The following is a 23,404-nucleotide window of genomic DNA, read 5'->3' as shown; positions in this document are numbered from 1 at the left end:
ATTATCGACGAGATTCGCGGCGCGGGCCATCCGCCGCTCGGGTCTCGTGGTGTGATGCCTGCTCCCGTGTCAATACTGCCGATACGGGAGATTGCCGCATCCGGTGAATTGGCAAAACACCTGGGACGACAAGGTTTGCTGGAACGGGAATCCAAGCAGGATGGCGTATTCCGGATCCGGGCTGTTGGCGAACGCCCTGAACCAGATCAGGTACCTGACCCAGGGCAGGTTAGTCTGCGTGAGATTGATCGTGTCGAGCATGGCTTGCTGCGAAGCCGAGGTGTTGGGCGTGGTATAGCCGTCCTCCGACAGCAGGACCGGAATGCCGCCGTCCCCATTGCTTGCCAGGACATCGTGCACCGCCTGGTTGGTGGCAACCCAGGTGCTCATGGTGGCGTCCTGGGCGATGTAGGGATGCCAGTTCGCCCCGTCGAAATAGTCACGCTTGTTCGTCGACAGAGCGCCATTCGCGGCGATGGCCCGGTAGATGTCGCCCAGATACCTCGCGATTCCATTCAGGCTCGGATCGTTCGAGGCAATGTCATCCGCCGTGACAGGCGCCGCGGCCGGCATGTACACCGTCGCGCCCGGATTACCAGCTTTGACGCCGCGATCTCCCCAGTACATGAGATCGAGGGCAATCCTGAGGCGATCGGCATAATTGAACGTCGTCTTGCCGCACGAACCGGCGCCGGTCTGGATCGGCAACAGCGTCCTTGCGCCATTGAGCTCGTTTCCGATTTCCCATTGGGCGATGCCGGGAAATGCCAGCGCTTGTGCCTTCCAGGTAGCCTGCCAGTTGGCGAGAAATGTGGTGTAGGGCGCACCGCTGCCCGGGCACGGAATGCTCGCCGAATCGGCCGTCGTGCTGGAGCCGGTCATCCAGGATGGATAGGAGTTGTCCATTCCCACCACGGTCACACCGGCCCGCACCAGTTGATCGACGGACTGCTGGTAGAGCGCCAGGTTGGCGGGATTCGGCTGAACGACACCGGCCGATATGCCGCTGAATTCCTGCCAACTCAACATCCACATCCTCACGACACGCGGATGGAGCGAGAGGATGCCATTGATCTGATCCTGCAGTCCCCAGTTGTTGACAATGGTATTCGATACCAATGGCTCGCCAATGCCAAGCGAGCCATCGCCGGCCTTGACGGACGACGTATCGACCGCGATTCCGCAGTAGAAGATCGCATAATCGACGCCAGGCGTTCCGTAGGCGCTGTATCGCACATAACCCTGGGGACAGGTGTAGCTGGTGCCGGTGGCCGGATTCGGATAAGGCGGCAGCCCGTCTCCCGTCATGCCGCCGAATGTCATCGACGGGCCACTTGCCTGATGGGGCCGATAGCAAAAGTACAGCGTGTTGTCGACGTTCGGTGTGCCCAGAACCTGGCTGCTCGAATATCCCGGTGGACAGGTATCCGTATGAGTGAACGGATTGACGTAGGCGTTATAGCCTTTCCAAGGCACGGCACCCTGGGCCGTGCTCGATGAATAAGCGTAGGTTCCGCCAAAATCGAATAGCGGATCGACACCGCTGACATGCGGACGCCCGCACCAGAAGGCTGGCCAGTCCACGTTGGACGTGCCGAGCACCTGATAAGCGGTATAGCCCGCCGGGCAGGACGGCGCATGGGTGGCCGGGTTGTTGAAATAGGTACCCGACGGCGTTCCGCCCATGCCGTACATGCCGCCGAAATCCATCTGCTGAGCCCGGGCGCCGGTTGCAATGCCTGAAACAAACAGCAGCGCGACCGACACTCGCGCGATCGCGCCAATCAACGCGCGCCGAAACCTTGACGTCATCGAAATCATCCCTCTCGTTGCGCCTAGAATGTATTGTTCTCGTCAAACAAAAACAACCAGATGGAACGAATCCTTCCAATGCGCCCCAGCCGGTCCGGTGATGCATATTCCTATGCAAGAGGCGAACCGACAAGGAATATCGCGAGAACGTCACGAACGAGAAATCGACGGGACATCGAATCGACAAAGGCAATGAGCGTCGAGCAGACTCATTCCTCGACATCATCTACTTGCGGCAATGCATGCCCGATAATCAACCATTGCACATCGACGTCGATGCGCAAGCGCGACGAAGCGATGATCTCCGATTCTGTCGCATCCCCAAGGAAATGCGATTCGCGATTAGCCCCGCGAGCCGTGATATGGCATTCGAGGAACGTATGCGCGAACAAGCAGTCTTCCCTGCCTGGCTGAAACAGGCCTACGAGCTATGCGCACATGCCGTCCCAGGCGCGATGTTGATTGAAACAGTCACGGTCGAGGACGCCTTGGCGCGTGTCACGGCAATCGATATCGTTGCGCCCGGTGACGTACCGGCAGTCGCGTTGGCGAGTTGCGACGGCTATGCGTTGCGCGCAGCCGACACGGCAGCCGCGACAGCGCGCCAGCCTGCCGAGTTACGCGTCGACTCGGGATTGCGCCTGCTGCTGACCGGCGATGCCAGCCCCGCGTCCCGCGCACTTCAGATGGGACGAGCAGCCGAAGCCGCCGCCTGGTTTCCACTCCCCGAACATGCGGACACCGTTGCCTCGCATGTCGAGCATCGGCCTGCATACCGTAATGAGCAGCCCTATCTGGTTTTGCAGTATCCGTTGCCGGAATCGCGCAATGTCGTCACGACGGGTAGCGAATATCGGCAGGGCGAGGTGGTGGTTTCCAAGGGGACGCGTCTTGGCCCTCGCCATCAGTTGGCGCTGATCGCCGCTGGCTTGCGTGAAGTGAACGTGGTCAAACGCCCGCGCATCGGCGTCCTGATCGTCGGCCACGATCGGGCCATGTCGGAAGCCGTGCGCGAGCCCTGGCGACGGCCCGACGCGACTGGCGCCTACGTGCGCGCGGTGTTGCGCCAGTGGGGTTACGAGGTTCCCGCGGTCGAGTACCTCACGCCACCGAACCCGATTCAGGCGCCACATGCAGTGCAGCACGACGAACAGCTTTTCAAGCAGCGGCTTTCCGAGTTGTCGAAGCGCTACGACCTGATCATCGGTGCCGGGTTGCCCGGTAGTCCGCCATTTCAGACCCGTGGTCTGAACGGGCAGACGCAGTATACAAATGCGCGAATGACCATCGACATCAAGCAATCGCCTGCCGGACGATTCGATCTCGGACGGAGCGAGGATCGCTCGCCGTCAAAGCGATGGACCATTCCGCGGTTGCGGCCCGACGGCACACCAGGCGGCACGCAGACGCTGACCGCCTACGATCAAGCCACGCTGCTCAATTTCCCGGGCCACATCGGTGCCGTGGCCATCGGCCTACATACCGTGGCGGCGCATGTGCTCGGCCTGCTGGAACATGTCGCGATGCCCGGCCCGCAGTGGGAAACCGGCATCGTCGCGCACTCGGTCGAGCGAGATTCCGAGTTCAATGCGATGCGATGGGGTAACCGGGATCTCGGCGCGGACGGCAGGTCATCGATCAAATTGCTACCGTTCCAGGGGGAAGGTCAAATTAGCGGCGTCGCGAATGCGGATGTGCTCGTGGCAATCCCGGCCGGTGACAAGTCGATCGAATCAGGAAGCCCGGTCCTGTTTCTTCGATTGGATCGGACCTCTCCCGATATCCTCCTTCATCCCACGATGCCGGCCATCGCATCACGGAAAGAAGCACCCTCGTCGACGGTCGACAGCATATCGTCCGCCCCGTCGCTGCCGTCTGCCGATCTTCCCTTGGTCTGGCGACGCATCGAGGCAGCGATATTCGCTTGTCCAGGACTGCTGCCGGGAGGTTTCAACGAACCGGCGAACGACGACGATATCGCGCGGTTGCAAGCCGCTACCCAGGCGTCCCTGCCCCAGGCCTTGCTCGACAGCCTGCGCATGCATGATGGCCAGGTGCAACCGCATAACGCGCTGGTTGATAGCGACCGCTTGTTGAGCGCGCGAGACATCCTTGTTCAATGGTCAATCTGGAGAGGGCTGGCCGACAGCGGTGATTTCGACGGCATGAGTTCCGAGCCCGAACCGGGCATACGAGACGATTGGTACAACCCAGGGTGGATTCCTTTCACGCACGACGGTAGCGGCAATCACCTATGCCTCGATCTCGATCCAGCGCCTGGGGGCACGTTCGGACAGGTGATTCGCATCTGGCACGACGATCCGGAACGCGAACAGGTGGCGACGAGTTACGCCGACTGGCTGGCACATGTCGCGGATCGCGTCGAGGTGCATCGATATCGCGAATGACTCGCGGCGCGCACCGATGCACCCCCAACTCACTCCACCGCTTCGGTTTCCAGATGAAACCGCTTCAACAGCACGCGCCGCGAGGTCTCCAGAATCTCCTCGCGCGCCTCGCCGTCCACCAGCCGCGCGCTGAGCAGCGCGCCGAACATCTCCGAGCGCATCGAGCGCGCCATCGAATCGGCATCCTCGTAACCGAGCAACTGCAGTTGCCCCGCGATGCGCTCCTGCTGCCGCTCCATGCCGCGCGCGAAGGCGGCGCGCGTCTCGTCGTCGAGGCGCGGGATATCCGAACCGAGCGCGGCGATCGGGCAACCCGTATTGCGCGCGGCGCAATGCGTGGCCGACAGGTAGTGGTCGATATAGGCGAGCAGCGCCTCGCGCGGCGACTTGCCGTGCATGCGCTTGTCCAGGCGCGCGGCGGTCTCGTCGAACATGAAGTCGATGGCAGCCACGATCAGCGCGCCCTTCGATGCGAAATGCGCGTAGAACCCGCCATGCGTGAGACCCGCCTCGGCCATCACGGCGGCCACGCTGACGTTGTCCGGACCCTGTTCGCGGATCGCGCGCGCCGCCGCCGCCAGCACGCGATTGCGGCTTTCCTGTTTGTGCTCGGGGCTGTATCGCATCCGTCTCACCTCGCCAAATAACGCTACAACATACCACGCCGCCCTCTGCCGCGACCCCGCCCCATTCGCTGAGCGAGGCCGGGCAAGCGGGCGCGCGGCCCTTACGGCATCGCGTTCGCGTGCGACGTACCCGCAGCCGGCGCGGTCGATGCCGATGCATTGCTGGCCAGCGCCGCCTCGTGCGAATCGTGCGGCGCTTCCGGCGCCCAGCCGCCGCCCAGCGCGCGATAGGCCGCCACCGTGGCGCGCGCCCGATCGCCGCTGGCCAGCACCCAGGCGCGGCGCGCCTCCAGCAGGCTGCGCCGGCGCAGCAGCAGGTCGCCCTCGGCGGCCGCGCCCTGCTGGTAACTGCGCTGCGCCGATTGCTCGGCGCGGCTGTTCGCGCCCACCGCCGCGCGCCACTGATCGGTGTTCTCGCCGGCCTCGGCCAGCGCCACCAGCGCGTTCTCCACATCCTCGCTGGCGCGCAGCACCGATTGCCGGTAGCGCGCGAAGGCCTCGGCGCGCGCCCCCTTGGCCTGCGTGACCTCGGCATCGACGCGGCCGAAATCGAACAGGCGCCAGTGCAGCCCGGCCAGCGCGGTGGGCTCGAAGGCGCGCGCGGTAAACAGGCTGCCGTTGTTCATACGGTCGAAGCCGAGCAGCCCGGACAAGGAAATGTCCGGGTAATACTGCGAGAGCGCCGCGCCGATGCCGGCCGTCGACGAGGCCAGCTTGCGCTCGGCCGCGATCACGTCGGGCCGCCGCCGCAACAGGTCGGCCGGGCGCAGGTCGGCCGGCAGCCCCGGCGAGACCCACATGTCGGGCGGCGTATCGCCGATCGCGGCGGCGTTGGTGCCGGGCGCGTCGCCCATTAGCACGTCGAGCCGGTTGCGCTGGCGCTCGGCCAGCGTGCGCAGCCCCGGCAGCAGCGCCCGATCCTGCGCGAGCGTGGCCTCGGCGTCGTCGCGTTGGCGATCGAGCGCGACGCCCTGGTGGACCCGGTCGTCCATCACGCGCACATAGGCCTGGTCGGTATCGATCTGCTCGCGCAGCAGCACGATCGCGGCCTGCGCGCTGCGCAGCTGGAAGTAGGCGTCGGCGGCCTCGGCCACCACCGAGACGCGCGTGCCCATGCGCGAGGCCTCGGCCGCGTCGGCCTCGTCGCGCAGCGCCTCGGCCTGGCGATGCAGGCCGCCCGCCAGATCGAGCTCCCAGCTGGCGCCCACGTCGATCTGCTCGACCGTGATGTTGCGCTTGTAGCCGGGGAACTGGCTCGCCACGGTGCCGAACGGGCTCACCAGCGACTGGCGCTGCTCGGTGACGCTGCCGTCCAGGCTGCCTTGCGGCAACCAGCCGGTGGCGGCCTGCCCCGCCGCCGCGCGCGCCTGGATCACGCGCGCCTGGGCAGCCTCGAGGTCGAGGTTCTGCGCCAGCACGCGCTCGACGATGCGCGTCAGCACCGGATCGTCGAAGCCGCGCCACCAGCGGGCCAGGTCGGCGTTGCCGTCGCTCGCGAGCTGGCCGAGCGCGGCGCCGGAATGATAGTGGTCGGCCATCGCCAGCTCGGGCCGGTGATAGTCGGGGCCGACCATGCAGCCCGCCAGCAGCAGGCTCGCCAGCGCGGCCGGCGCGAGTGCGCGCCATGGCAGGCGCCGCTCGGTATTCATCGAAACCATCTTGTTCGCATCCATGTCAGTGTCCGGAGTCGCGGCTCGGGGGCGGCGGCGCACCTACCTTGCGCAGCATCGGGGCCAGCAGGACGGCCAGCGCGAAGGCCGCGCCGATCACCAGGAACGCATCCGCGTAGGCCATCGTCGAGGCTTCGCGGAACGCCAGCGAGCGCAGTTGCAGCAGCGTGGCCGAGGCCGCGTGCGCGGTGTCGCCGAAGGCCTGCCCGAAGCTCGCCTGCGAGCCGTCGAGCAGCGACTGCATGGCGGCATTGCTGCTCGTCAGCGCGCTGGCGATGCGCTCGAAGTGGAAGTTCGTGCGGTTGTTGAGGATCGCGCCGCAGATCGCGATGCCGACCGCGCCGCCCAGGTTGCGCATCATGTTGAACAGGCCGCTCGCATACTTCACGCGCGCCATCGGCAGGCTGCCGAGCCCGAGCGTGACGGCCGGCGCGACCGCGAACACCTGCGGCAGGCCGCGGATGATCTGCGGCCAGAACAACTGGTCGCCGCCCCATTCGTGCGTGATCTGCGCGAAGCTCAGCATCGACAGGCCGAACATGGCGAGGCCGAACATCATCAGGTAGCGCGTGTCGACCCGGTTGGCGAGCGACATGTAGGCCGGCACGCCGAGGAAGCCGCCGAGCCCAGTGGCGCAGACGATCGCGCCGGTCTGCAGCGCCGACAGGCCGCGCACGTAGCCGAGGAACAGCGGCAGCAGGTAGATGGTGCTGAAGATGCCGATGCCGGTGATGAAGGACAGGATGCAGCCGATCGTGAAGTTGCGGTTGGAGAATGCGCGCAGGTCCACCACCGGATGCGCGTACACCAGGCTGCGCCACACGAACAGCACGCCGGCGATACCGGAGATCCAGGCCGAGTGGCGGATGTCGGCATCGTCGAACCAGTTCCAGCGCGAGCCTTCCTCCAGCACGTATTCGAGGAAGCCGAGGAACACCGCCATCAGCACGATGCCGGGATAGTCGGCGTCCTTGAGCAGCGAGATGTCCGGCTCGTCGATGCGGACCATGGTCGCCACCCCGAGCGCGACCAAGAGGCCCGGTATCACGTTGATGTAGAAGATCCAGCGCCACGACATGGTGTCGGTGATCCAGCCGCCGATCACCGGCCCGAGCGCCGGCGCCACCGCCGCGATGGTGCCGATCACCGCGGCCGACATCTGCCGGCGCTTGCCCTGGAAGTAGTGGAAGGACGAGGTGAACACGGTGGGGATCATCGACGCGCCGAGCATGCCCTGCAAGGCGCGGAACAGGATCATGCTGCCGATGCTCCAGGCCAGCCCGCAGAGCATGCTGGCGATCGTGAAGCCGATCGCCGAGGCCACGAACAGCCAGCGCGTGGAGAACACGCGCGTGAGCCAGCCCGACAGCGGAATCGTGATGATCTCGGCGATCAGGTAGGCGGTCTGCAGCCAGCCGATCTGGTCCTGGCCGGCCGACAGGCCGCCGCCGATGTCCTGCAGCGAGGCGGCCACCACCTGGATGTCGAGCAGCGCGACGAACATGCCCACGCACATCACCGCGAACGGCAGCACGGGGGGATGGGCGCTCGCGGCTCCCTGGGCGGGCGTGCTCATCGCGCGGCCGATCGGGTATCGACGGTGGCGACCACCGACAGCCCGGCACGCAGTGCGCCGAGCGAGGCGACGGCCGGGTCGAGCGCGATGCGCACCGGCACGCGCTGCACGATCTTGGTGAAGTTGCCGGTGGCGTTCTGCGCGGGGATCACGCTGAACACCGAGCCGGTGGCGGGCGCCAGGCTCTCCACATGCCCTTCGATCTTCAGGCCCGAGTCGACGTCGGCCTCGATCTCGACGGCCTGGCCCATGCGCATGTGACGGATCTGGTCTTCCTTGAAGTTCGCGTCGATCCACAGGCCCTTGGCGGGCACCAGCGACATCAGCTGCGTGCCGGCCGCCACGTAGGTGCCGGGATGCGCGGAGCGATTGCCGACGTAGCCGTCGACCGGCGCGTAGAGCGTGGTGTAGCCGTTATCGAGCCTGGCATTGCGCATCGAGGCTTGCGCCTGCTCCACGCGCGCCTGCGCCTCGACCTTCTGCGCCTCGATCACCGTCAATTGACGGCGCTGCGCGTTGACCGCCGCCGCCGAGGCGCGCACGCGGGCGCGAGCCTGGTCGAGCGAGGTCTGCGCGCGCTGCGAATCCTGCTGCGTGCCCGAATGCGATTCGGCGAGATTGCTGTAGCGCTCGGCGTCGCGATTGGCGAACTGCAGCGAGGCGGTGTCGACATCGGCTTGCGCCTGGGCTTGCGCGATGTCGGCCTCCACCAGCTGGTGCTGCGCGTCGAGGCGCGTGAGCGCCGCCTTGGCCGCGTCGACCTCGGCCTGCGCCGCGTCGAGGCGCGCCTTGAAATCGGCAGGATCGAGCTCGATCAGCGGCTGCCCGGCATGGACCAGCGCGTTGTCGGCCACCAGCACGCGCGCCACGTAGCCCGAGACGCGCGGCGAGATCACCGTGACGTTGCCGCCGACATAGGCATCGTCGGTCGACTCGTAGAAACGTCCGCTCAACCACCAGTAGATGCCGTAACCCACCGCGCCGATCACCACGACCGTCAGGATGACGAAAGGAATGATCCGTCGTTTGCGGGGTGCATCGCGCCCTGCCGCGGCATCGCCTGCGGCGGCGTTGTTGTCTTGCATGCTTGACTCCTGTAATCGGGGGTGCCTGGCAGGTCGGGCCACCGCTGCGGGGTGCCCGGCCCTGGCTGACGGAGAGCGGCCGGATGCGCGCGCGGCGCCCGTGATACGCCCCGGCGCCTTGCCGGGCGCGGCTCACGGGCGCCGCGCATCGCCATAATATGACGACCATCATGCAACATGATATGACGAACATCATTCAATGAGCAAGCGTCTCGATGCGACGCACAAAGGTCGGACGGAAGGAGGGAAATCGTCGGAGGATTACCGCCGCCCACAATGAGCGGCGCAAGCCATGACGGGAAACGGAATGGAAGCGGCTCGTTGCGGACGCAACGAGCCCGCGCGCGCTAGTCGCGCATCGAACGCGCCGGCCCGGTCGAATCGCGCACCACCAGGCGCGGCTCGGAACTCACGGACATGCGCGGCGCGGCGCCTTGGCCGGAACCGCTGCCGTCGCGCGCGGCGATCAACTCGTCGAGCAAGGCCACCGCCTGCTCGGCCGCCTCGACGGTGGGCACCGTCACGGTGGTCAGCGCCGGCCGGAATTCGCTGGCGAGCTGGATGTCGGTGATGCCGACGATCGACAACTCGGCCGGCACGGCGATGCCGGCATCGGCCGCCGCGCGGATAGCGCCCAGCGCCGGCAGATCGTTGGTGGTGAACAGCGCGCTCAGGTCGGGATGCGCGTCGAGCAGTTCGCGCGCCGCGGCCTGGCCGCCCTGCATCGTATCGGGCGCGTAGACCATCGGCGCCGCCGCGCCGTCGAGGCCCGCCGCATCGAGCGCGGCCACGAAGCCCTCGTAGCGCGCCGTGTGGATGCCCCAGGCCTTGCTGCCGACGATCGCGCCGATCCGGCGATGCCCGAGCGAGAGCAGGTGATTGGCCGCCAGCTCGCCGGCGCGCCGGAAATCGACCGCCACGCAGGGCAGCCCCGGCGGCGCATCGGGCCGCTCCCACATGCACAGCACCACCGCCGCGCCGCGCGCCTCGGTGGCATGCAGGTCCTCGAAACGCAGGTTCGCGTTCATCACCAGCACGCCCTCGGACAAGGTGCCGGCGATCTGGTCGAGGTAGGCGCGGCCGGTATCGGGATCGCCCTCGGTATTGCAGATGATCAGGAAACGGCCGCTGCGCCGCAGCGCGCTTTCGACCGCCAGCGCGAACTCGGGATAGAAGGGGTTGGCGATGCTCGACACCATCAGCGCGATGGTCGGCGCGCGCCCTTCCGCCAAGGCGCGCGCCGCCAGGTGCGGCCGGTAGCCCAGCGCCTCGATCGCGGCCAGCACGCGCTCGCGCGTCTTCGCGCCCACCCGGCCGCGATTGCGCAGCACGTTGGAAACGGTGGCGGGTGTCACACCCGCGGCGCGGGCCACTTCGGTCAGGGTCGGCATGACGTCAATATCTGGGACAGCGGAAAAATAGTTGCCAGTTGGCAAATCGCGCTCGATGATCGACAGACAACCCGAGCCTGGAAACGACGATCGCCTCGACGATCGTTTTTTCGAAGCTGGAAGGTTAAGCGCTTAATCACACATCGAGCGCAATTAAATCATGGAGACGCGGGAATGGCCAGCATCGTTTTGCAGGATGTATGGAAGGCCTATGGCGACGCGGCGCCGGTGATCCGCGACGTCGACCTGGAAATCGGCGCGCACGAATTCTGCGTGTTCCTCGGGCCCTCGGGCTGCGGCAAGTCCACCTTGCTGCGCATGATCGCCGGGCTGGAGGACGTCAGCGGCGGCGAGCTGTCGATCGGCGGGCGCCGCGTCAACGACGTGCCCGCCGCGCAGCGCGGCGTGGCGATGGTGTTCCAGGGCTACGCGCTGTTCCCGCACATGACGGTCTACGAGAACATCGCGTTCGGCCTGCGCCTGGCGAAGACGCCCAAGGCCGAGATCGACCGCAAGGTCCGCGAGGCCTCCCGCATCCTGCAGCTCGACGCCCTGCTCGAGCGCCATCCCAAGGCGCTTTCCGGCGGCCAGCGCCAGCGCGTCGCGATCGGCCGCGCGATCGTGCGCGAGCCGGGCGTGTTCCTGTTCGACGAGCCGCTGTCGAACCTCGACGCGACGCTGCGCGGCCAGACCCGCATCGAGATCGGCCGCCTGCATCGCCAGTTCGGCGAGGCCAGCGTGGTCTACGTCACGCACGACCAGGTGGAAGCGATGACGCTGGCCGATCGCATCGTGCTGCTGCACAGCGGCGCCGATACCGAGCGCCACGGCAGCATCGCCCAGGTCGGCGCGCCGCTCGAGCTCTACCATCGCCCGGCCAGCCGCTTCGTGGCCGGCTTCATCGGCTCGCCGCGCATGAACTTCATCGAGGCGAAGGTGCTGGAAGCCGACGAGCACGGCGTCACGATCCGGCTCGAGGGCGGCCAGGAAAGCGCGCGGCTGCCGGTCGACCCGAGCCGCCTGCGGCCCGGCGACGACGTGTGCTTCGGCATTCGCCCCGAGCACCTGGTGCTCGCCTCGGGCAACGACGGCGCGCAAGCCACCGCTGCCGTGACGCTGACGCGCCGCGTGACGCTGGTCGAGGCGCTCGGCGAACACAGCTACGTGCATCTCGACCAGCCCGGCGCGACGCTGATCGCGAAGGCGCCCGGCGGCCTGCGCGTGGCGCGCGGCGACACCCTCGGCCTGCACGCACCCGCCATGTCCTGCCACCTGTTCGGCGCCGACGGTTTCGCGATCGCGCCACGCGCGGCGCAGGCCGCCGCCCTGCCCTCCCTGACCTGACGAACGTACCCGCACGAGGAACCTCCGATGCATCTTGGCGTCTGCTACTACCCCGAGCACTGGCCCGAAGCCCTCTGGCGCGACGACGCCGCGCGCATGAAGGCGCTCGGCATCGAGCGCGTGCGCATCGCCGAATTCGCCTGGAGCCGGATCGAGCCCACGCCCGGCGAATACGACTGGGGCTGGCTCGATCGCGCGATCGACACGCTCGGCGCGGCGGGCCTGCAGGTGGTGATGTGCACGCCCACCGCGACGCCGCCGAAATGGCTGATCGACCTTCATCCCGAGATCCTCGCGATCGGCGCCGACGGCCGGCCGCGCCAGTTCGGCTCGCGACGCCACTACGATTTCTCCTCGCCCGTTTATCTCGAAGCCTCGCGACGCATCTGCGAGGCGGTCGCGCGGCGCTACGGCGAACATCCGGCCGTCGCCTACTGGCAGACCGACAACGAATACGGCTGCCACCACACGGTGCTCAGCTACTCGCCGGCCGCGCTGGCGCGTTTCCGCGACTGGCTGCGCACGCGCTACGGCAGCATCGGCGCGCTCAACGCGGCCTGGGGCACGGTGTTCTGGAGCATGGAGTATCGCGGCTTCGAGGAGATCGACGCGCCGGTCGGCACCGTCACCGAGGCGCATCCCTCGCATCGGCTCGACTACCGCCGCTTCGCCTCGGACGAGGTGCGCCGCTACAACCGCATGCAGGTCGAGCTGATCCGCGCGCATTCGCCGGGACGGCCGATCGCGCACAACTTCATGCAACTGTTCACCGAGTTCGACCACTACCCGGTGGCGGCCGATCTCGACATCGCCGCCTGGGACAGCTACCCGCTCGGCGCGCTCGAGGAGCAGTGGTACGCGCCGACGGTGAAGGCGCGCTACCTGCGCACCGGTCATCCCGATTTCGCCAGCTTCAACCACGATCTCTACCGCGGCATGTCGAAACTGCCGTTCTGGGTGATGGAGCAGCAGCCGGGGCCGGTCAACTGGGCGCAATGGAACCCCTCGCCGCTGCCGAGCATGGTGCGCCTGTGGAGCTGGGAAGCCTTCGCGCACGGCGCCGGCTGCGTGTCCTACTTTCGCTGGCGCCAGGCGCCGTTCGCGCAGGAGCAGATGCATGCCGGGCTGAACACGCCGGACAACCGGCTCGATCTCGGCGGCAAGGAGGCCGCCGTCGTCGCCGAGGAACTGCGCGCGCTGCGGGCCGATCGCGACGCCGACGCGAGCGGCCCGGTACGTGCCCGCGTCGCGCTGGTGTTCGACTACACCGCGAAATGGCTGTTCGAGATCCACCCGCAAGGCGCCGACTTCCACTATCCGCGCTTCGCCGTCGAGTACTACTCGGCGCTGCGCTCGCTCGGCCTCGACGTCGACATCGTGCCGGCCGACGCGCCGCTCGACGGCTACCGCCTGGTGGTAGTGCCCCCGCTGCCGATCCTGCCCGACGACTTCGCCGCGCGGCTGGCCGCCAGCGGCGCGCAGGTGGTGCTCGGCCCGCGCAGCGGCTCGAAGACGGCCGAGCTGCGGATTCCCGCCGAATTGCCGCCCGGCCCGCTGGCCTCGATCCTGCCGATCCGCGTGTGGCGCGTGGAATCGCTGCGGCCGAACCTGGCCGAGCCGGTGCAACTCGCCGCCACCGAACACGAGGCCGCGCACCGGGGCGAGGCGCATCACTGGCGCGACCTGGTCGAGGCCGGGCACGCCGCCACCGAGATTCGCGCGCGCTTCGAGGACGGCCATCCGGCCTGGCTGCACCACGGCTCGCTGCACTATCTCGCGAGCCTGTTCGACGAGGCCACCACGGCCGCGCTGTTCGCCCGCATCGCCCGCGAAGCCGGCCTCGAGCCGGTCGCGCTCGGCGACTCGATACGCGTCAGCCGGCGCGGCAAGCTCAGCTGGGTCTTCAACTACGGCCCGGGTGCCCACATGCTCGACGCCGCCATTCCCGATGCGGCGATCGTGATCGGCACGCGGCGCATCGAGGCGGCCGGCGTCGCCGCCTATCGCTCGCCCGAGCACGAAGCCACGCAATAAGCCAGGACCGAGACACCATAAAACGCAGTCCAGACACGGAGACAGCAGATGCAGATCCATCAGTCACGCCCGCGCCGCGGCCTCGCCAGGTACGCCGCGCTCGCCGCCTTGCTGACCGGCCTCGGCGCACCGCTCGCGCAGGCCGATACGCTGAACGTCAATATCGCCTTCAAGGGCGCGAGCCAGCGCGCGGTCTGGAGCGAGGTGATCGACGCGTTCCGCAAGGCGCATCCCGGCACCGAGGTCAAGCTGTCCTTCGTCGACGAGGAGGCCTACAAGGTGCAGTTGCCGAACTGGCTGATGACGGCGCCGCCCGACATCGTCAACTGGCACGACGGCGAGCGCATGGCCTACTACGCCAAGCGCGGCCTGTTCGAGGATCTCTCGCAGGACTGGCAGAAGAACCATTGGGACGGCATGTACGCCTCCACCAGGGAAGCCTCGTCCTTCCAGGGCAAGCCCTACGCGGCGCCGACCGTCTATTACGGCTGGGGCATGTTCTACAGTCGGAGCGCCTTCAAGAAGGCCGGCATCGCCGGCGAGCCGGGCAACTGGGCCGACTTCCTCGATGCCTGCAAGAAGCTGAAGGCGGCCGGCGTCGCGCCGATCGCAGTGGGCGGGCGCGATGCCTGGACGCTCGCGGGCTGGTTCGACTACCTGGACCTGCGCCTGAACGGCAATGCCTTCCACCAGCAGTTGATGGCGGGCGAGGTCGCCTATACCGACGCGCGCGTGAAGAAGGTCTATGCCGCCTGGAAGCAGTTGATCGACGCCGGCTACTTCATCGACAACGCGCTGTCCTACGATCTCGACGCGGCCCAGCCCTTCCTGTTCCAGGGCAAGGCCGCGATGATGCTGATGGGCACCTTCATCACCGGCGGCTTCACGCCGGCCGCGCGGCAGGACATCGGCTTCTTCCGCTTCCCCATCATGGACCCGAACGTGCCTACCGCCGAGGACGCGCCGGTCGAATCGCTGCACATCCCCGCCAAGGCGAAGCACAAGGCCGAGGCGCGCGCCTTCCTCGCCTTCGTCGAGACGCCGGCCGTGGGCGCGCAGCTCGCCAAGGGGCTCGGCTCGCTGTCGGCGAACAGCCAGTCGCCGGCGCCGGACGAGCCGATCTCGCAGATCGCGTTTCGCATGCTGGCCGGCACCAAGGGCGGCCTCGCGCAGTTCTACGATCGCGACATGACCAAGGAGATGGCCGACGAGGGCATGAAGGGCATGCAGCAGTTCCTGGCCGACCCGAGCCGGCTCGACGCGGTGCTCGCGCAACTCGAAGCCGCCCGCCAGCGCATCTACAGGAAGTAAGCCGGAAGCGGCGGCGCGGCCTCGCGCGCCGCCGCTTCCGGAGGTTCAGGAGATCGGCCGTGCCCCGTTCCGTCTTGCCTTCGTCCGTGTCCTCGTCGCTCTCGCCCGCCGCCGCGCCGCCCGGCGACGAGGGCGCGCGCCCCGCGTCCGCGCGGCGCGAACGCTCGCTGGCGCCGCCCGCGCGTCGCCGGCGGCCGCATCGCCACCGGCTCGCCGCCTTCCTGTTCCTCGCGCCGGCCTGCCTGATGTTCGCGCTCTACGTGGTGTGGCCGGTGATCTCGACGATCCGCCTGTCCTTCTACCACTGGGACGGCATGAGCGAGCCCGGCTTCATCGGGCTCGACAACTACGCCGAGCTGCTGCACGCCGACACGTTCTACACGGCGCTGAAGAACAACCTGGTCTGGCTGCTGCTGTTCCTGCTGGCGCCGCCCTTCGGCCTGGCGATCGCGCTGTACCTGAACCAGGCGCTGGCCGGCATGCGGCTGCTGAAGTCGCTGTTCTTCGCGCCCTTCGTGTTGTCGGGAGTGGTGGTCGGGCTGATCTACTCGTGGTTCTACGATCCCACCTTCGGCCTGCTCAAGCTGCTGCTCGGGCACGGCATCCCGGTGCTCGGCGATCCGCGCTACGCCACGCCCGGCATCATCTTCGCGGCGCTGTGGCCGCAGACCGCCTACTGCATGATCCTCTACCTGACCGGGCTGACCACGCTCAACGCCGAGCAGATCGAGGCGGCCCGCATGGAAGGCGCGAAAGGCTGGACCCTGCTGTGGCACGTGGTGCTGCCGCAACTGCGGCCGGCCACCTTCATGGCGATCGTGGTGACCGTGATCGGCGCGCTGCGCAGCTTCGACCTGATCTCGGTGATGACGGGCGGCGGCCCGTTCGACAGCTCCACCGTGCTCGCGTACTACATGTACGACCAGGCGATCAAGTACTACCGGCTCGGTTATTCGTCCGCCATCGCGGTCGTGCTGTTCGCGATCATGATGCTCTACATCGTGTTCCACCTGCGCCACCTGCTGCGCAGCGAACGCTGATCCCCAGGCCACCCGGGAGACCCCGATGTTTCCGACTCCGATCGAACGCTGGAAACCCGCCTCGCGCGCGCTCTACAAGCTGTCGCTGCCGCTCGCGCTGCTGGTGTGGCTGCTGCCGCTGCTCGCCGTGCTGCTCACCTCGGTGCGCTCCTCCGAGGAACTGAGCGCGGGCCACTACTGGGACTGGCCACGACACATCGCGATCGTCGCCAACTACCGCGAGGCGCTGACCGCCTCGCCGATGCTGCATTACCTCTGGAACAGCGTGTTGATCACGGTGCCCGCCGTGGCCGGCGCGATCCTGCTGGCGGCGATGGCCGGCTTCGCGCTGGCGATCTACCGCTTTCCCGGCAATACCTCGCTGTTCACCGTGTTCGTGGCCGGCAATTTCGTGCCGATCCAGGTGCTGATGATCCCGGTACGCGACCTCACGCTCAAGCTCGGCCTCTACAACTCGGTGGGCGGCCTGATCCTGTTCCATCTCTCGTTCCAGACCGGCTTCTGCGCGCTGTTCCTGCGCAACTTCATCAAGCAGTTGCCGTTCGAGCTGGTGGAAGCCGCGCGCATCGAGGGCGCCGGCGAATGGACCGTGTTCGTGCGCATCATCCTGCCGCTGATCCGGCCCGCGCTGGCCGCGCTCTCGATCCTGGTATTCACCTTCGTCTGGAACGACTACTTCTGGGCGCTGTGCCTGACGCAGGGCGACGACGCCGCGCCGATCACGGTCGGCGTGGCCGCCCTCAAGGGGCAATGGACCACCTCATGGAACCTGGTCTCGGCCGGCTCGGTGCTGGCCGCGATGCCCTCGGTGGCGATGTTCTTCCTGATGCAGAAGCACTTCGTGGCGGGGCTGACCTTCGGCGCGACCAAGGGTTGAAGGCCGCGCCGGCGCCGCTCAATAGATCCACAGGTTCGTCATCAGTTGCGGCGCGTTCGGCTTGCGCACCGCCGGATTCGGGCTGGGCGGACGCGGCACCACCAGTTGTCCGTCGCACAGCCGGTCGGCGGTAAACACCGGTACCTCGCCCTTCAGGACGTTCGCCACCGGCATGCGGCCCGCGCTGCGGATCGTGTCGGCGGCGGTGGAGCCCTGCACGCGCTGCACCTGGTCGCCTGCCACCAGGCCGTAACCGGCACCGGTCTGGCCCTGGTAGTAGATCCACCAGCGCCCCTCCTCGAACTTCATGAACAACAAGGCGCGCGGCGACTCGCGCGTGCCGTAGCCCTCGTGCGTGAGGGCCGCCGCCAGCATCGCCCCCGAGGCGCGGCGGTTCTTGTATTCGGTCTGCAGATAGCTGCTGCCGCCCGTGACGTGATAGACGCGGTAGGTCCGGTCGCTGATCTGGTCGACCAGCAGCGAGCAACCGGAAAAATCCGGCGTGAACACGAACTTGCGATCGGTGGCGAGCACCGGCACGTCGAACGATCCGCCCTGCGGCACCCAATAGGCGGGAATCGGCGCATCGTCGGACTCCGCGCTCTGCATGGTCGGCGCGATGCGCACCACCTGCAGTTGCCCGTCGCCCACCTTGCGCAGGTCGACCGCGTTGACTTGGTCGCTGACCTGGAAAACGCCTGCCGTGGTCAGGTAGTTGGTGGTCGAGAACGCTCGTGTGTCCTGAAGAAAAAACCGGTTCAAGCCGCTGGCCATGAGGCCTCCTGTGGATGTCGGACGAAGAAGGCACGACGCGGTACGAACACGCATCGGCTCGACACCAGAACGGCCCGGCCCGGCGATTTATTCCCTTGGCGCGCCCGATCGGTCGCGCAGGCGCGGCGCAGGCACCACGCCGCCCCGCGGCCCGATCCCTCCAGGGCGCCTTCGCGCCCTAGCCCTTCTTCAGCACGATCACCGCGTACTTGCAGTTCGCCGTGCTGTCGTTGCGGAATTCGCAGTCGGCGGGCGGCCCGATCTCCAGACAGTCGCCCGCCTGCAGTTCATGGCGCTCGCCGCCCTCGACGAACACCAGCGTGCCGTCCAGCACCCAGATCAACTGCCGCATGTTCAGGTAGGCCGAGGCCGGCATCGGAATCCCCGCGCCCGGCGGCAGGTCGATCTCGACCAGGGTCAGCGGCGACACCGATTTCGGCGAGACGTGGCGGCGCACGTAGCCGCTTTGCGGATCGACCCAGACCGGCTGGTCGTCCACCCGCAGCAGGCGCCCGTCCTCCAGCTCGGCCAGCGCCAGCAGGGCCGACATGCTCAGGTTGAAGGCCCCCGCCAGCTTGGCCAGCGAGGTGGCGGTCGGGCTGCTCTCGCCGCGCTCGATCTTGTGGATCATGGCGCGCGACACGCCCGAATTCTCGGCGAGATTGGTCAGCGACCAGCCGCGGCTCTCGCGCTCGGCGCGAATCCGGGCGCCGATTCGTTGATCGATATCGTCTACTATGGTGTACACTCGTTTCAATTTAGTGGACAGCCCAAGGAGGCTGGCATGGAAATTCGCGACGCGGGCCCGCAGGACATCGAAGGTATCACGGCCATCTACAACCACGCGGTCCTGCAGACCACGGCGATCTGGAACGAGACCGCCGTCGACACGGCCAATCGCCTGGCCTGGCTCGCCGATCGGCGCAAGGCCGGTTATCCGGTGCTGGTGGGCATCGACGAAGCCGGCGAGGTGGTCGCCTACGCCTCGTTCGGCGACTGGCGCGCCTTCGACGGCTTTCGCGGCACGGTCGAGCACTCGATCTACGTGCGCGACGACCAGCGTGGCCGCGGTCTCGGCCCGCAACTGATGGCGGTGCTGATCGAGCGGGCCCGCGCGATCGGCAAGCACGTGATGGTGGCCGGCATCGAGGCCAACAATGCCGGCTCGGTGCGCCTGCACGAGCGGCTCGGCTTCGTCCATACCGGCACCCTGAAGCAGGTCGGCATGAAGTTCGGCAAGTGGCTGGACCTGACGTTCATGCAGTTGACGCTGGATGCGCGGCCGAACCCGGACGCGCCGCGCCCATGATGCCGTGGCTGCCGTTCTGCCTGCTGGTCGGCGCGGGCGCGGCCGTGGTGGTGCAGAACACCCTGATGGCGCGCATCACCGAATCGGCCTCGACGGTGCTGATCGCGCTGATCGTCAATTCCTCGGTCGGGCTCGCCGCGCTCTTGACCCTGCTGGCGATGCGCTCGGGCAAGGCCGGCTTCGGCGAACTGGCCGGCGCGCTGCGCGGCTGGGGCCTGGTGCCAGGGCTGCTCGGCGCCTTCTTCGTGTTCGCCAGCATCCATGGCTACCAGCGTTTCGGCGCGGGCACCACGATCGCCGTGCTGGTGGCCAGCCAACTGGTGTTCGGGCTGCTGCTCGACAGCGCCGGGGCGCATGGCGGCGCGCTGTCGGCGCGGACCCTGCTGGGCGCGGGCGTGCTGGTGCTCGGCGCCTTCCTGGTGGCCTCGCGCAACGGCTGAGGGCGCGCGATCGATGAGCGGCGCGCCGCCTGACGCGGCGCACGATTGACGCGCCTCGCGCGCACGGCTATACATCGTCGTCGTTCACGGCGGCGCCGCGCCCTCAACGCATTGCGCATTGCGCATCGCACATCGCGACAGCGCGGCCCGTTTCGGAATGCGAACCTTGCAGGGCGCTTGCGGCCCCCCGCCGCCACGCGCTCGCCTGCCTCGGAGCGAGACACGATGAGACGCTGGCTGCTGGCGCTGCTGCTGTTCGGTCTGTCCACCACGCTCTCGCAGGCGGCCGGCCTGCGTTTCGCCCAGGTTCCCGCCGACGGCGACAGCCCCGCGCTGAAGCTCGCGATCTGGACGCCCTGCGCCGCCGCCGCGCAAGCGCTGACGATCGGCCCTTATGCGCTGAGCGCCACGCGCGACTGCCCGACGCTCGGCAGGCAGTTGCCGCTGGTGGTGATCTCGCATGGCCACGGCGGCTCGCTGCTCAATCATCACGACCTGGCCGAGACGCTGGCCGACGCGGGTTACGTGGTCGCCGCGATCGATCATCCCGGCGATACCCATGCCGACATGAGCCGCAACGCCGACATCTCGTCCTTCGTCGAACGGCCGGCCGACATCCGGCGCCTGATCGACTACCTGCTGACGACCTCGCCGGTGGCGGAATCGATCGATGCCGACCGGATCGGCTTCTTCGGCTTCTCGCGCGGCGGCTACACCGGCCTGGTGCTAGCCGGCGGCCGGCCCGACTTCGTGCATGCCAACGTGCCCTGCCCGGACCCGAAGCTGCCGATCTGCGAGCAGATCCGCAACCGCCGCCTGCCCAGCCAGCCGCTCGCGCGCGACCCGCGGATCCGCGCCTACGTGCTGGCCGATCCGCTCAACGAGTTTCCCGATCCCGAGGACCTGAAGGACGTGAAGGCGCCGATCCAGCTCTGGGCGTCCGAGCTCGGCGGCGACGGCGTGCTGGCCGGCACGATCGCGGCGCTGGCCTGCTCGCTGCCGACCAGGCCCGAATCGCACGTGGTGCCCGGTGCCGCGCATTTCGCGTTTCTGCCGCCCTGCCCGGCGAGCCTCGCGCATGATTCGCCGACGCTCTGCACCGATGGCGCGGGCTTCGATCGCGCCGCCTTCCACCGGGACTTCAACGCCAAGGCGCTGGCGTTCTTCAACGCCCGGCTGCACTAGACGGCGGACTTTCCAAGCCTTCCCCGGGTAATCCCTCATGCCACCTCTCGAACAAAAATTTGTATGATGACCACATAACCTGATAACCCGGTCCATCCATGTTCGAGAAAATCCCGGCCCGCGCGATGAGCGACACGGTTGCCCAGCAACTGCTCAAGCAGATCGAGATCGGCGCCTTCGCCGGCACCGGCAAGCTGCCGACCGAAACGGTGCTGGCGCAGGAATTCGGCGTGAGCCGCACGGTGATCCGCGAGGCGATCTCGCGCCTGAAGAACGAGGGCGTGGTCGAGCCGCGCCAGGGCAGCGGCGTGTTCATCGCGACGCACGGCGCGATCCGGCCGCTGCGGATCGACTACGCGGAGGCGGTCGAATCGGGCTCGCTGGTGCACCTGCTGTCGGTGCGCCGCGCGATCGAGGCCGAGGTGGCCGCCGAGGCCGCCAAGTGCCGTACCGACGCCGACATGATGCGCATCGACGAGGCGCTGGCGAAGATCGACGCGGCCGTGGCCGCCGGCCTCGACGGCGTGGCCGAGGACGTCGCCTTCCACCGCACGATCGCCGCCGTCACCGGCAACCCCTACTTCCTCAAGACGCTGAGCTTCCTGAACCAGTACCTGGAAGCCGGCGTGGCCGTCACGCGCCGCAACGAGGCGACGCGCGAGGATTTCTCGCGCCAGGTGCGCGAGGAGCACGCCGCGATCGTCGACGCGATCCGCGCCGGCGACGCGCTGGCCGCCAGCAACGCGGCCCGCACCCACATGGTCAATGCCGCGCGGCGCCTGGCGCAGGCCGGCATCCGCTGATCCCGTGCCCGGCCAGGCCGGGCCACCCGCTCATACGAAGGTTCATCCATGTCACGACAAGTAGGAGTCATCGGTCTCGGCGCCATGGGGTTGGGCGTCGCCCGCTCGCTGCTGCGCGCCGGTTTCCGCGTCCACGCCTGCGACCTGCGCGAGGACGTGCTGGCCGCGTTCGCGGCCGAGGGCGGCGTGCCCTGCGCCACGCCGGCCGAGCTCGGCGCGCGCTGCGAGGTGCTGATCACGCTGGTGGTCAACGCCGCCCAGACCGAAGCCGTGCTGTTCGGCGAACAGGGCGCGGTGCCGGCCATGCGCGCCGGCTCGGTGGTGATCTCCAGCGCCACGGTCGCGCCCGACTTCGCGCTCCAGCTCGGCGCGCGCGTCGAGGCGGCCGGGCTGCTGATGCTCGACGCGCCCGTCTCGGGCGGCGCCGCGCGCGCCGCCTCGGGCGAGATGACCGTCATGAGCTCCGGCCCGGCCGAAGCCTACGCGGCCTGCGAGGACGTGCTGGCCGCGATCGCCGGCAAGGTCTACCGGCTCGGCGCCGAACACGGCGCGGGCTCGAAGGTGAAGATCATCAACCAGTTGCTGGCCGGCGTGCATATCGCGGCGGCCGCCGAGGCGATGGCGCTGGGCCTGCGCGAGGGCGTCGACGCCGACGCGCTCTACGAGGTGATCACCCACAGCGCCGGCAACTCCTGGATGTTCGAGAACCGCGTGCCGCACATCCTGGACGGCGACTACACGCCCTTGTCGGCGGTCGACATCTTCGTCAAGGATCTCGGCCTGGTGCTCGATACGGCGCGCCGCAGCAAGTTCCCGCTGCCGCTGTCGGCCACCGCGCACCAGATGTTCATGAGCGCCTCGAGCGCCGGCCACGGCGGCGAGGACGACTCGGCCGTGATCAAGACCTTCCCCGGCATCACGCTGCCGCCCGCCCGCTGATCCCGACCGCCGCCATGACCGCTTCCTCCCGAGCTTCCTCCGCCGCTCCCGCCCGGCCGCTGCTGGGCTGCATCGCCGACGACTTCACCGGCGCCACCGACCTGGCCAACATGCTGGTCAGGAGCGGCATGCGCACGATCCAGACGATCGGCGTGCCCGAGGCCGGTGCCTCGCTCGACGCCGACGCGATCATCGTCGCGCTGAAGTCGCGCACGATCGCCCCCGCCGACGCGGTCGCGCAGTCGCTCGCCGCGCTCGACTGGTTGCGCGCGCAAGGATGCCGCCAGATCTACTTCAAGTACTGCTCGACCTTCGATTCGACCGCCGCCGGCAATATCGGCCCCGTCGCCGACGCGCTGGCCAAGGCGCTCGGCGCCGACCAGCAGCTCGCGATCGCCTGCCCGGCCTTCCCCGAGAACGGCCGCACCATCTATCGCGGCCACCTGTTCGTGGGCGACGCGCTGCTCAGCGAATCGGGCATGGAGCACCACCCGCTCACGCCGATGACGGACGCGAACCTGGTGCGCGTGCTGCAAGCGCAGACACCGTCCAAGGTCGGGCTGGTGCGCCACGACATCATCGCGCGCGGCGCGCAGGCGGTGCGCGACGCGTTCGCGGCGCTGCGTGCCGACGGCGTGCGCTACGCGATCACCGACGCGCTGTCCGACGCGGACCTGCACGTGGTGGGCGAGGCCTGCGCCGACCACGCGCTGGTCACGGGCGGCTCGGGCATCGCGCTCGGCCTGCCCGCCAACTTCCGCCGCGCCGGCCTGCTGCCCG

At 68.1% G+C, this 23,404-nt stretch carries 20 protein-coding genes; 12 read left to right on the top strand and 8 right to left on the bottom strand.

Going from position 1 to position 23,404, the window contains the following annotated elements; all coding sequences use genetic code 11:
- Positions 1-69: 69 nt before the first annotated feature.
- Entirely contained in the window at positions 70-1,821 is a 1,752-nt protein-coding gene (locus tag F3J18_RS11150; RefSeq protein ID WP_166912849.1) for a hypothetical protein, read from the bottom strand.
- Positions 1,822-2,054: 233 nt separating this feature from the next.
- Here F3J18_RS11150 and F3J18_RS11145 point away from each other — a divergent pair, with 233 nt between their 5' ends.
- Entirely contained in the window at positions 2,055-4,220 is a 2,166-nt protein-coding gene (locus F3J18_RS11145) for an SMI1/KNR4 family protein (protein ID WP_240154595.1), read from the top strand.
- A gap of 29 nt (positions 4,221-4,249) precedes the next feature.
- Here F3J18_RS11145 and F3J18_RS11140 read toward each other — a convergent pair whose 3' ends face one another.
- From F3J18_RS11140 to F3J18_RS11120, 5 genes are all read right to left on the bottom strand, one after another.
- Positions 4,250-4,846 (bottom strand): TetR/AcrR family transcriptional regulator, encoded by a 597-nt coding sequence (locus tag F3J18_RS11140; protein WP_166912848.1) that lies wholly within the window; start codon positions 4,844-4,846, stop codon positions 4,250-4,252.
- Positions 4,847-4,947: 101 nt separating this feature from the next.
- Entirely contained in the window at positions 4,948-6,519 is a 1,572-nt protein-coding gene (locus tag F3J18_RS11135; protein WP_240156383.1) for an efflux transporter outer membrane subunit, read from the bottom strand.
- Position 6,520: 1 nt separating this feature from the next.
- Positions 6,521-8,092 carry a DHA2 family efflux MFS transporter permease subunit gene (locus F3J18_RS11130; protein ID WP_025102007.1) on the bottom strand — a complete coding sequence of 524 codons (1,572 nt, stop codon included), beginning with the start codon at positions 8,090-8,092 and terminating at the stop codon, positions 6,521-6,523.
- Complete coding sequence (locus F3J18_RS11125; RefSeq protein ID WP_166912847.1) at positions 8,089-9,177, bottom strand: HlyD family secretion protein; 1,089 nt, start codon at positions 9,175-9,177, stop codon at positions 8,089-8,091. The genes F3J18_RS11130 and F3J18_RS11125 overlap by 4 nt, the downstream gene beginning before the upstream one ends.
- A 347-nt stretch (positions 9,178-9,524) precedes the next feature.
- Positions 9,525-10,568 carry a LacI family DNA-binding transcriptional regulator gene (locus F3J18_RS11120; protein WP_166912846.1) on the bottom strand — a complete coding sequence of 348 codons (1,044 nt, stop codon included), beginning with the start codon at positions 10,566-10,568 and terminating at the stop codon, positions 9,525-9,527.
- Between the two features lie 174 nt (positions 10,569-10,742).
- On the opposite strand from F3J18_RS11120, the gene ugpC reads away from it, so the two are divergent.
- From ugpC to F3J18_RS11095, 5 genes are read left to right on the top strand one after another with little or no spacing between them, the layout of a single operon-like run.
- Positions 10,743-11,912 carry a sn-glycerol-3-phosphate ABC transporter ATP-binding protein UgpC gene (gene ugpC, locus F3J18_RS11115; protein ID WP_166912845.1) on the top strand — a complete coding sequence of 390 codons (1,170 nt, stop codon included), beginning with the start codon at positions 10,743-10,745 and terminating at the stop codon, positions 11,910-11,912.
- Between the two features lie 27 nt (positions 11,913-11,939).
- Positions 11,940-13,946, top strand: a complete 2,007-nt coding sequence (locus F3J18_RS11110) for a beta-galactosidase (protein ID WP_166912844.1) — start codon at positions 11,940-11,942, stop codon at positions 13,944-13,946.
- Positions 13,947-13,994: 48 nt separating this feature from the next.
- Entirely contained in the window at positions 13,995-15,257 is a 1,263-nt protein-coding gene (locus F3J18_RS11105) for an extracellular solute-binding protein (protein ID WP_166912843.1), read from the top strand.
- Between the two features lie 59 nt (positions 15,258-15,316).
- Positions 15,317-16,297, top strand: coding sequence for a sugar ABC transporter permease (locus F3J18_RS11100; protein ID WP_025100384.1), 981 nt, complete (start codon positions 15,317-15,319; stop codon positions 16,295-16,297).
- A gap of 25 nt (positions 16,298-16,322) precedes the next feature.
- Positions 16,323-17,174 (top strand): carbohydrate ABC transporter permease, encoded by an 852-nt coding sequence (locus tag F3J18_RS11095; protein WP_036040361.1) that lies wholly within the window; start codon positions 16,323-16,325, stop codon positions 17,172-17,174.
- A gap of 18 nt (positions 17,175-17,192) precedes the next feature.
- Here F3J18_RS11095 and F3J18_RS11090 read toward each other — a convergent pair whose 3' ends face one another.
- Both F3J18_RS11090 and F3J18_RS11085 read right to left on the bottom strand, forming a co-directional pair.
- Positions 17,193-17,948: a hypothetical protein gene (locus tag F3J18_RS11090; RefSeq protein ID WP_025100382.1), complete on the bottom strand. Its 756-nt coding sequence runs from the start codon at positions 17,946-17,948 to the stop codon at positions 17,193-17,195.
- Between the two features lie 178 nt (positions 17,949-18,126).
- Positions 18,127-18,696 (bottom strand): helix-turn-helix domain-containing protein, encoded by a 570-nt coding sequence (locus F3J18_RS11085; RefSeq protein ID WP_025100381.1) that lies wholly within the window; start codon positions 18,694-18,696, stop codon positions 18,127-18,129.
- 36 nt (positions 18,697-18,732) lie between these two features.
- Here F3J18_RS11085 and F3J18_RS11080 point away from each other — a divergent pair, with 36 nt between their 5' ends.
- The 6 genes from F3J18_RS11080 to otnK form a co-directional block, all read left to right on the top strand.
- Complete coding sequence (locus tag F3J18_RS11080) at positions 18,733-19,257, top strand: GNAT family N-acetyltransferase (protein ID WP_017917969.1); 525 nt, start codon at positions 18,733-18,735, stop codon at positions 19,255-19,257.
- Positions 19,254-19,697: a DMT family transporter gene (locus F3J18_RS11075; protein ID WP_025100380.1), complete on the top strand. Its 444-nt coding sequence runs from the start codon at positions 19,254-19,256 to the stop codon at positions 19,695-19,697. Before F3J18_RS11080 ends, F3J18_RS11075 begins: the two co-directional genes overlap by 4 nt.
- Positions 19,698-19,922: 225 nt before the next feature.
- Entirely contained in the window at positions 19,923-20,882 is a 960-nt protein-coding gene (locus F3J18_RS11070; RefSeq protein ID WP_166912842.1) for an alpha/beta fold hydrolase, read from the top strand.
- A gap of 98 nt (positions 20,883-20,980) precedes the next feature.
- Positions 20,981-21,685 (top strand): FadR/GntR family transcriptional regulator, encoded by a 705-nt coding sequence (locus tag F3J18_RS11065; protein ID WP_025100378.1) that lies wholly within the window; start codon positions 20,981-20,983, stop codon positions 21,683-21,685.
- A gap of 48 nt (positions 21,686-21,733) precedes the next feature.
- Entirely contained in the window at positions 21,734-22,624 is an 891-nt protein-coding gene (gene ltnD, locus F3J18_RS11060) for an L-threonate dehydrogenase (RefSeq protein ID WP_036040353.1), read from the top strand.
- A gap of 14 nt (positions 22,625-22,638) precedes the next feature.
- Positions 22,639-23,404 (top strand): 3-oxo-tetronate kinase (otnK, locus tag F3J18_RS11055; RefSeq protein ID WP_166912841.1); only part of this gene is annotated, 766 nt, incomplete at its 3' end.

The sequence above is a fragment of the Burkholderia sp. Ax-1720 genome (genome assembly GCF_011753035.1).
GTDB classification, from domain to species: Bacteria; Pseudomonadota; Gammaproteobacteria; order Burkholderiales; family Burkholderiaceae; genus Burkholderia; species Burkholderia gladioli.
The sequence above is the reverse complement of the archived record's forward strand: the minus strand, read 5'-3'. Positions and strand labels throughout refer to the sequence as shown.

Coding starts and splice junctions, on each gene's coding strand:
- F3J18_RS11150 (WP_166912849.1), bottom strand. CDS start 1,821: ATGATTTCGATGACGTCAAGGTTTCGGCGCGCGTTGATTGGCGCGATC.
- F3J18_RS11145 (WP_240154595.1), top strand. CDS start 2,055: ATGCCCGATAATCAACCATTGCACATCGACGTCGATGCGCAAGCGCGA.
- F3J18_RS11140 (WP_166912848.1), bottom strand. CDS start 4,846: ATGCGATACAGCCCCGAGCACAAACAGGAAAGCCGCAATCGCGTGCTG.
- F3J18_RS11135 (WP_240156383.1), bottom strand. CDS start 6,519: ATGGATGCGAACAAGATGGTTTCGATGAATACCGAGCGGCGCCTGCCA.
- F3J18_RS11130 (WP_025102007.1), bottom strand. CDS start 8,092: ATGAGCACGCCCGCCCAGGGAGCCGCGAGCGCCCATCCCCCCGTGCTG.
- F3J18_RS11125 (WP_166912847.1), bottom strand. CDS start 9,177: ATGCAAGACAACAACGCCGCCGCAGGCGATGCCGCGGCAGGGCGCGAT.
- F3J18_RS11120 (WP_166912846.1), bottom strand. CDS start 10,568: ATGCCGACCCTGACCGAAGTGGCCCGCGCCGCGGGTGTGACACCCGCC.
- ugpC (WP_166912845.1), top strand. CDS start 10,743: ATGGCCAGCATCGTTTTGCAGGATGTATGGAAGGCCTATGGCGACGCG.
- F3J18_RS11110 (WP_166912844.1), top strand. CDS start 11,940: ATGCATCTTGGCGTCTGCTACTACCCCGAGCACTGGCCCGAAGCCCTC.
- F3J18_RS11105 (WP_166912843.1), top strand. CDS start 13,995: ATGCAGATCCATCAGTCACGCCCGCGCCGCGGCCTCGCCAGGTACGCC.
- F3J18_RS11095 (WP_036040361.1), top strand. CDS start 16,323: ATGTTTCCGACTCCGATCGAACGCTGGAAACCCGCCTCGCGCGCGCTC.
- F3J18_RS11090 (WP_025100382.1), bottom strand. CDS start 17,948: ATGGCCAGCGGCTTGAACCGGTTTTTTCTTCAGGACACACGAGCGTTC.
- F3J18_RS11080 (WP_017917969.1), top strand. CDS start 18,733: ATGGAAATTCGCGACGCGGGCCCGCAGGACATCGAAGGTATCACGGCC.
- F3J18_RS11075 (WP_025100380.1), top strand. CDS start 19,254: ATGATGCCGTGGCTGCCGTTCTGCCTGCTGGTCGGCGCGGGCGCGGCC.
- F3J18_RS11070 (WP_166912842.1), top strand. CDS start 19,923: ATGAGACGCTGGCTGCTGGCGCTGCTGCTGTTCGGTCTGTCCACCACG.
- F3J18_RS11065 (WP_025100378.1), top strand. CDS start 20,981: ATGTTCGAGAAAATCCCGGCCCGCGCGATGAGCGACACGGTTGCCCAG.
- ltnD (WP_036040353.1), top strand. CDS start 21,734: ATGTCACGACAAGTAGGAGTCATCGGTCTCGGCGCCATGGGGTTGGGC.